This is a genomic window from Halalkalicoccus subterraneus, from assembly GCF_003697815.1.
GTDB classification, from domain to species: domain Archaea; phylum Halobacteriota; class Halobacteria; order Halobacteriales; family Halalkalicoccaceae; genus Halalkalicoccus; species Halalkalicoccus subterraneus.
In genome coordinates, this window is sequence record NZ_RDQG01000076.1 from 1 (window position 1) to 9,077 (window position 9,077).

Below are 9,077 nucleotides of genomic sequence, written 5' to 3' on the forward strand. Positions count from 1 at the left end.
GATCACGCCAATGATCGCGATGCTCAAACAGTATCTCGAGGTCGGCACCGGTGAAGTCCATTTCTTTTACGGTGAGAAAAACCAGGAGAACATTATGTACCGCGAGACCCTCGATCAGCTCGCTACCGAGCACAATCAACTCACGGTCGTCTACTCGCTGTCTGACGAGGGCTGGGATGGTCCAACCGGACACGTTCAGGACCATCTCGACGACCGCCTCGACGGGCTTGACAGGGATTTTTACGTCTGCGGTGTCCCACAGATGGTCGTCGATACCAAGGAACATCTCGATGAGTTGGGTGTTCCCGATGACCGTGTGTTCTCCGAAGGGTGGGAAGATGGCGAAGTCGAGAACTAGATAGCAGTCTCTCACTCCAGAGAATGCGTTAGGTTTCGATAGAAACCTACCATCGATTCGGTGGGTTGGCAGAAGATATAGTTCGACTGAAGAAGTAGCTGAACGGTGAGATGTCATGGCCTCTATTGATACTGGCTGGTTTGTTTGAAATCGGATGGGCAATCGGGCTTGAATACTCAGACGGCTTCTCAAAACCCATTCCGACACTCGGCACCGCTGTTGCCCTCATCATTAGCATGGTGCTGCTGTCACAGGCAATCAAAGACCTCCCGATAGGTACGGCGTACGCTGTCTGGACTGGTATCGGTGCTGTTGGGACAGCTTCGCTTGGGATTATTCTGTTTGATGAACCTGTCACCCTTGCTCGGATCGGATTCGTCAGCGTGATTCTCGTCGGTATCGTCGGTCTCCATGCCGTTTCCGGTGGCCACTAACTTCTGCTGGTGCTGTACGTCTCGTGATAATTCGAATTTAGATGGTTACACCTGCACACATCGTCCAATGGTTCTTCTATCGGTTTGCAATTTATATATTTATAACAACATTCGAGAAAAAGTCGTGTTTCGTATTATTTCTAATTCATAGATATTAGTCTAATAATCTAACATAGAAATTATAGAATCTACATGAAAAACATTATCAGATCCGCATACAATAAGTATGTGAAGATGGTAGATAATACCACACACAGAGAAGAAACGTTCGCACATACCCGGCGAGATCATCTGAAAGGTGTTCTTGGTGGTGTAGCACTGTCTGGGCTTTCTACTAGTGGATTTGCGTACGCTGCAGCAGGACATGCTGATGACGAAGATATACGCAAAGACACGGAAGTGACCGTGACAAACGGGACCAATATTGCACTCACTGCATCACCCGATGGAGAATCGGTTGTGATGGATCTACATGGGCTCCTCTTTCGCCTGCCAAGAGAAGGGGGTGAAGCAGAGCAACTGACTGATGTCGAATTAGAACCTACTCAACCCGACTATGCGCCAGACGGAGCGCGTATTGCATTTCAAGGCTATGTAGATGGGAACTTCGATGTCTGGACGATGGCTGCCGACGGTGGCGATATCCGACAGATGACTGATGGGTTTTGGGACGATCGAGAACCTCAATGGTCACCTAATGGCACTCAAATCGCTTTTTCCTCTGATCGGAACGAAAACTATGACATTTGGACAGTAGATGTCGAGACCGGTGACCTACAGCAATGGACGGACGATTCTAGTGAGAATTTCGAACCAACTTGGTCTCCTGATGGAACTGAAATCGCGTACGTCGCCGATCCTGCCGGAGAATATGGTGATGGCGACGATTCACCAATAACAATCGAAGCAGTTAATCAGGACGGTGAGACTCGGACGCTTGTATCCGGCCAAATGGGACAAACGCTCCATTCGCCATCGTGGTCTCCAAACGGAGAAGACCTTGCCTACGTTCGCATTAACGAACAGGAGAACCGAACAGGGGACATCGATCTAATGGTCTCTGGGTCACAGGTGACCGATGGAGAAGACGTCTTCATCTTTACTCCTCACTGGTTATCCACAAATGAGATCTTGTATTCTGCTGATGGCAATGTCAGAACACTGGATCTAGACTCGGGCGCGACATCTGACGTTTCCTTCAGCGCTACCTTTGATCTTCCTGCGGTCAATTATGATCAGAAGTCCTACGAGTTTGATAACACGGGTACGTGTGAGGTACAGGGTATTCTAACTCCACGACTGAGCCCGGATGGTGAGCACGTGGCGTTTATCGCCTTGAACGATCTCTGGTTAATGCGTATTGGGCAACCACCGCAACGCATCACAGATGATCCATTCTATCAGGCTGACCCAGCGTGGTCTCCTGATGGCCGGTATGTGGCCTACTCATCCGATGAAAATGGAACGCAAGATCTGTATGTACACGATCTACAAACCGGCGAGAATCAGCAAGTAACTGCGCGGGACGATGCTGTAGTAGCGGCGACGTGGTCTCCGGACGGCTCCAGGATCGCATTTCAGAACCAGCATAGAGCGACCCTAATTGCCGAGGTAGAACGTAGCGAGAACGAGGTAGAACTTAGCGATGTTCAGGAGGCCATACGACCGCTGTTTCTTCCAGGCCGCCCCACGTGGTCAGCAGATGGAACAACACTGGCTGTAGCGGCTGTCAAACAGTATTCGGATCGATTCCGTTCAGGCACGAGCCAGATCCTGACTGTTGATGTCGAAACTGGAGAAGAGACCTTTTATCCACCGGGTGAGGAGTTTAAATCGCTCTCAACACGGGGTAATGACGGTCCTGTTTGGTCACCAGACGGACGCTGGATGGCCTTTGTAGTTGAGAGCACCTTACGTGTCATGCCAGTCGATGAAGGCGGTGAACCGACCGGCCCGGCAACACAGATCACAGAGGAAGCCACAGATGCACCCACCTGGAGTGGTGATTCGGAGTGGCTCTTATACCTAAACAATGGAACACTGAAAAAGGTCAGGCGCGATGGGAGCGAAACACGGGATGTCCCGGTTCGGCAACTCAACTATCATCGCGATCAACCAGCCGGTCGTACCGTCATCCACGTCGGAAAGTTGTGGGATGGTACAAGCCAGGACATTCAAGAAGACGTCAATATCACTGTCGTCAACAATCGAATTCAGAAGGTTGTGCCAGATAGTGAGCCGCCGAATAGTGACTACGTAGATGCATCCGAACTCACAGTAATCCCGGGTCTCTGGGATTCACACGTTCACCAGACGTTTAGTGACCGCTTCTTCGGGGACCGAATGGGTCGGATCAATCTCGCGTACGGAATTACATCAACAGTCTCTCCCGGTGACCGTGTTTACAGTGCTATCGAACAGCGCGAAGCGATCGAGTCTGGAGATCGGATCGGACCGCGTTTCTTCGCAAGCGGTGAACCGATCGACGGCTCGCGCGTCTATTATGGCTTTATTGGTCGGCCCACTACGAGTCTGAAACAAATCCCCTTAGAACTGTCACGGGCGATAGAGCTCGATTACGACTTCGTGAAAACATACGTTCGATTAAACGCTAAACGTATAGCTGCGGTTACCGATGTCGCCCATGAAGAACTCGGTGTACCAGTCAAATCGCACTACCTTGCTCCAGGTGCTTTCGTTGGGCAAGACGGGACAACACATCTGTCCGCAACCCAACGCCTTGGCTATGCACGAACGGAATCCGCGACAAACCAAACCTATGATGATGTTATCAACCTCTACGGTGAGGGAGAACGATCAGTTATAACGACAGTCTTCACATCCGATTTTATTCTTGCCGACGATGTCGAGGACGACCCTCGATTGCAGCTATTTATTCCCGGAGGAAGTATCGATACACCGGGTCCGACCGGACTTGCGGCCCGTGACGATTTACGAGAGAACGTCACGGATAACACAGAATTCCCCTCGGATTCTGATTGTGAGACCAGTCTCTGCAGAAATGTAACTACTTTCAAAAATATATTTGATGCGGGTGGAGTGGTGCTCACGGGCACGGATATGCCGTTGGACTATCCTGGTATCGGAGTACACGGAAACCTGCGTCCCTTGGCTGCGTATGGGTTCTCCCCATACGAGGCCCTCTTGACAGCAACGCGATTTGCCGCTGAAGAACAAGGAGTAGATGATGACCTTGGAACACTTGAATCGGGCAAACTAGCTGATATGGTCTTTGTTGAGGGGAATCCACTCAAACAAATCGAAGACGCAATAGATGTGAGAATGACAATGAAAAACGGAGAGTTGTTTACTGTTCAAGATCTTGTAGAGCCGTTTTCAGCTAGCGAGAGATAAGGCAGAAATTCAAGTTCCCACTAAGACATCATTTCTTCAAAGCACGTACGTAAGAGTACAATGGAATTTGACGGATTCAAGCACGTCTCGAAGAAGAGGTTGGGGAGTACTCGAGACTCAGCAAAGGCCACCCTTACATCGGTTTTCAGTATCGGGACCGTCACAGTCAGTTTCGCATTTCCTAATCCGGTGAACTATACAATACAGTCGGTGATCGATACATGGGTGCAGTCCTTCTCGGTGAGGACCGAACACTACGGTTCTCTAACTCCTCACAAATCCTAGCTGGACTTCGTGACCGAAACACAAGCAAGTTCGATCTCTAAGACTATCGAGCCAGCGTTCTACCAGCAGTATCAAGAGACACACAGTATCGGCCGCTGATGAGGAGCCTATCCGTTGAATAGGACTAACAGGAGTGGTCACTCCTCAAAGAGAGTCTCCCTTGTGCAACATTCTGTATCCAAGAAGCGATCTGTTGCACAAGATAACACCACCCCCAAGAGTCCCTCGTCCATACTACCCACGCATACACCCACCGTAGATCAATATTCCTTGATGACGATATTATCCGCTCCTACCCCCACGCCTCTATCGACTCTACTCTGTACAGTAAACTTATATTAGTTCCTGTTAACACGACTGTAGAATGGCACCTAATGACACCTATCCGAATCAGCATCCTCTGGACCCACTGACTCCAAGAGAGATCGAACAGGCTCGAGAAATTGTCGATCAGGGTACGGAGGTAACCGACGATACACGGTTCATTGAAATTACTCTCGCGGAACCACCAAAGGACGCACTGCGAGAGTTCGAACAAACAGATGCCTCCCCTGTGCGGCAAGCACGAGTAATTGTCCGTGATAAAGGCGCGCAACGGTCGTACAAGGGAATCGCTTCGCTGGATGAGGAAGATCTTATCGAGTGGACCGAAATCGAGCGTGGACAGCCACGAATGATCGGCGAAGAATTCGTTGAAGTCGAGGAGGCTGTCACCTCTAACCCGGAATTCCGCGAGGCAGTGCAGAAGCGAGGTGCCGATCCAGATCTCGCGATTGTTACTGCTTGGTCTGCCGGCTACGATTTCGTACCCGAGGATATTGATCGAAGCCGACGACTCGCACATGGTATCGCATGGGTAAATGCCACCGATGACGATGAAGGAGCCGAAGCATACAACCGACCGCTATCAGGCATTCACGCGTGGGTCGATCTCGACGATCGTGAAGTAATCAAAATCGTCGATACTGGGCCAAAGAATACGGATGTCGTGAACAACCTGAAGACGCACTATTACCGAGAAGACAAACGAGACCTCCGAGACGATCTCAAGCCCTACAACGTTATCCAGCCCGAAGGGCCGAGTTGGGAGGTCGATGGTAATACTGTCGAATGGCAGAAGTGGCACGTTCGGGTCGGATTCAATCACCGTGAGGGGCTCGTTCTTTATAATATTGGATATGATGATGACGGGGAGGAACGGTCGATCCTCCGACGAGCGTCATGGCCGGAGGTCATTACAGCATACAACGATTCGGATCCCGATCACGATTGGAAGGCACCGTTTGATGTCGGCGAGTACGGGATTGGCCGTCTCGCAAACTCGCTGACGGAGGGCTGTGACTGTCTCGGCTATATGCACTATTGGGATGCCCTCCTCAGTGATGGGGATGGCGAACCACAAGTGATTCCCAATGCGATCTGTCTGCATGAGGAAGATTATGGTACCCTCTGGCGACACCACGATTGGCGTATTGACGACGATGAAGTCCGCCGAAACCGGCGGTTAGTGATTTCGTTTATTTCAACGATTGGGAACTATGACTTCGCATTTTACTGGTATTTCTATCAGGACGGGAGCATTGAGGGGCAGGTGCGACTCACTGGGTGTAACGCGACCGGGTTACTCGAGACAGACCAACAGGAAACTGGTTATGCGGAAATGGTGGGTCCTGGTCACAAATCAATGCTACACCAACACGTGTTCAACTGCCGGTTGGATTTCGAACTTGATGGCCAGAGGAACACGGTTCGTGAAGTGAACCTCAAATCTGTGGATTATGGGCCGGATGGATATGATCCGACACCACATGCAGAGAGCGATCGAATGCGGCTAAACCCACACGGTAACGCCGCGTACGTAGAGCGGACGCGTTTCGAACGGGAGAAGGATGCCCAACGGATGACGAACACACATAGCGGGCGTTACTGGGAAATTATCAACGAGAATGTGCTGAACGAGGCAACAGCCAGTCCAGTTGGGTATCGATTACGAGGCAAGTCGGGGACGAATACGGCGTTCGCAATGCAACCGGGTTCATCAATGGCGAAACGAGCCGGATTCGCGAAGAACCATCTCTGGGTTACACAGCATGCTGATGAGGAGATCCACCCTGCAGGCGAATATCCAAACCAAAATTCTGGTGGGGAGGGTCTCCCCTCGTGGACTGCTGAAAATCGACCCATTGCGAACGAGGATGTCGTCGTCTGGTATAACATGTGTCAGACACACGTTGGGGTCCCCGAAGATTGGCCCGTACTTCCTGTGAAAATGCTCTCATTCAAATTAGAGCCAGCAGGGTTCTTTAAAGAAAATCCATCGATCGATGTCCCGCCGGAACACGCAATCAAGAACGTTGAGCAGTGGAAGACGGAGAATCAAGAATCGATGGACTTCAATGGTTGATCATCACTGAGCCGAATACCCGATCCAACAGTTCTCCGATTATAGCGCTATCTTAGTAGTAGTACCAGCTATTGGAACCTGTTGATAGGGAAGGTATTTGTGAGACGAAATAGTGATGTATGTTGTCTTTAAACATGGACTCAGAAATCAACGCTTGGATCGATGACCAAGAAGACGCAATAATTGACTTCCTTAGACAGTATATCACGTATCGCTCGCCAACTGAGCAGGAACAAGAAGTCCAGCGAGAATTCGTTGAATCATTCTTTGCCGACCAGATGGACTGGGATAGTATCGATATCGTTGATGTCTCGGAGGAGCAGAACCGGCCGAATATCAATGGTAGATTGAGTGGAACGGGCGACGGAGCGGGGCGTACACTGTTATTCAATGGTCACTCTGATATTGTCGACGTTTCGGAAGAAGCTGCGGAAAATTGGGCAAAGGATCCCTGGGACCCTATTGTAGAAGACGGTTACCTCTATGGTCGCGGTGCTAACGATATGAAGGGACCGAACACCGCGATGATATGGGCAGCAAAAGCGGTGATGGAAGCAGATACTGAACTGAGCGGTGATTTATTGATGAGTATCGTTGTTGGTGAGGAGTTAAACCAACAAGAATACGGCTCCATTGCAGCAACGGATGCGTTTCTCGAGGAAGGAATTGAGATTCCAATCTGTATCAATACCGAACCAACTAATTTAGAAATCCATACGAAAAGTGCTGCAACGTTTGATTTCACTATTGAGATACAGGGGAAAGAAGCTCACACATCTCAGAAAAATCTTACACGCTATCCACAACGCTACGGGATTCCTGTTGGGCAGGACGTGGGTGTCGATGCAGCGATGATCATGGCCGATATTCTGTATGAACTGCGTGATTTAGAACACCAGTGGAACCTCCGATATCGAGATCAGATCTACGGTGGTGGTGGCTACCAGACACCGGATACGCAAGGTGTCGGTCCAATTGGCATCAATTGCACGATCATGGAAGCAGGAGATTACATCGCCGCAATTCCCGGGCATGCCAGAATTGAGGGGCACGTATTCTACCCGCCGTTTGTAGACGATAGAGAGCTATGGGACGAAATGCAGGACGTTGTGGAGACGCTTGCAGCAACAAACGACTGGTTGAAAGAGCATCCTCCACAGATGAGCTGGAAAAATGTTTTCGACTGGCCGCCATATGAAGTGCCAGTAGATCATCCCGGATGTAAGGCACTTGGTACGGCGATTGAGACGACACTAGGTGAACAACCGGTGTACTCTGGATTCAAAGCAGTAACCGACAATTCGTATATCCAGAATGAGTGTGGTGTTGATACAATTAGTATGGGACCGGGGGACATTTCTATGGGCGCTCATGGGCCAGATGAACATATTCCGACAGAGCAGTTAATGAACGCTACCAAGGTGTATGCAGCCATGATCCTCGAATGGTGCAGGTGATAATTCGCGTTGTTGATTATCTACGTCACGATAGCGTACTGTTGATTGAAGATCCACATACACAGAATAAGGCACTACGCAGTGTATTCATGGGGTACAGCCAGTCCACGTCTCACGCGTGATATCCGCAAATAGAGTATGACTCACGAAATCGGAAACATCGAAGAACACGAACTACGGAGCATCTGGCCACACGAAGAACACGATTTCACGCGGTGGCTGATGCAAAACATCGACCACCTCATCGCTAAACTGGGAATCGAGGTCGAAGACGTCTCTCGCGAGGAAGCAGTCGGCAGTTCTCCGCCGATATTGTCGGCACTGAAATGAACACCGGTCGACCCGTCGTCATCGAAAACCAGTATCAGACGACGGACCACGATCATCTCGGCAAGCTGCTCACGTACTCAGCTGGAAAGGATGCTGGCTTCACGATCTGAGTCGCCGAAAAGTTCCGTCCCGAACACAAGAGCGTTCTCGAGTGGCTCAACGAGAGTGGCCCGAAAGACGTCCGATTCTTCGGTATCAAATCACGGGTCATCTCGATCGATGGGACCGACGCAAAAGGATTTGAGTTCGAAATCGTGGTCGAACCAAACGACTGGGAACGAGAACTAACGGGAGGACTCAGCGACACCGAACGGGCATATCTGGAGTTCTATGAAGCGCTCACGGAGGCGTATTCACAACGACGACCCGACTGGTACAAACTGACACCACAACCCCAGAGTTGGCAGGTGTTCGGAGCGGGCATTGGAGGTCTC

At 50.3% G+C, this 9,077-nt stretch carries 5 protein-coding genes and 2 pseudogenes; all 7 read left to right on the plus strand.

Going from position 1 to position 9,077, the window contains the following annotated elements; genetic code table 11:
• Nucleotides 1-358 (plus strand): annotated as a pseudogene (locus EAO80_RS15655) (ferredoxin--NADP reductase); the annotation flags it as partial.
• Between the two features lie 110 nt (nucleotides 359-468).
• Nucleotides 469-792 carry a DMT family transporter gene (locus tag EAO80_RS15660; RefSeq protein ID WP_122090802.1) on the plus strand — a complete coding sequence of 108 codons (324 nt, stop codon included), beginning with the start codon at nucleotides 469-471 and terminating at the stop codon, nucleotides 790-792.
• 234 nt (nucleotides 793-1,026) lie between these two features.
• Nucleotides 1,027-4,167 (plus strand): amidohydrolase family protein, encoded by a 3,141-nt coding sequence (locus tag EAO80_RS15665; RefSeq protein ID WP_122090806.1) that lies wholly within the window; start codon nucleotides 1,027-1,029, stop codon nucleotides 4,165-4,167.
• Nucleotides 4,168-4,816: 649 nt separating this feature from the next.
• Nucleotides 4,817-6,856, plus strand: a complete 2,040-nt coding sequence (locus EAO80_RS15670; RefSeq protein WP_122090803.1) for a primary-amine oxidase — start codon at nucleotides 4,817-4,819, stop codon at nucleotides 6,854-6,856.
• A 134-nt stretch (nucleotides 6,857-6,990) separates the two neighbouring features.
• Nucleotides 6,991-8,313 carry a M20 family metallopeptidase gene (locus tag EAO80_RS15675; protein ID WP_245998649.1) on the plus strand — a complete coding sequence of 441 codons (1,323 nt, stop codon included), beginning with the start codon at nucleotides 6,991-6,993 and terminating at the stop codon, nucleotides 8,311-8,313.
• Nucleotides 8,314-8,451: 138 nt separating this feature from the next.
• A complete protein-coding gene (locus EAO80_RS15680) occupies nucleotides 8,452-8,643 on the plus strand; it encodes a hypothetical protein (RefSeq protein ID WP_122090805.1) in 192 nt (63 codons plus the stop codon).
• A 254-nt stretch (nucleotides 8,644-8,897) separates the two neighbouring features.
• Nucleotides 8,898-9,077 (plus strand): annotated as a pseudogene (locus tag EAO80_RS20080) (DUF4268 domain-containing protein); the annotation flags it as partial.

Coding starts and splice junctions, on each gene's coding strand:
- EAO80_RS15660 (WP_122090802.1), top strand. CDS start 469: ATGTCATGGCCTCTATTGATACTGGCTGGTTTGTTTGAAATCGGATGG.
- EAO80_RS15665 (WP_122090806.1), top strand. CDS start 1,027: ATGGTAGATAATACCACACACAGAGAAGAAACGTTCGCACATACCCGG.
- EAO80_RS15670 (WP_122090803.1), top strand. CDS start 4,817: ATGGCACCTAATGACACCTATCCGAATCAGCATCCTCTGGACCCACTG.
- EAO80_RS15675 (WP_245998649.1), top strand. CDS start 6,991: ATGGACTCAGAAATCAACGCTTGGATCGATGACCAAGAAGACGCAATA.
- EAO80_RS15680 (WP_122090805.1), top strand. CDS start 8,452: ATGACTCACGAAATCGGAAACATCGAAGAACACGAACTACGGAGCATC.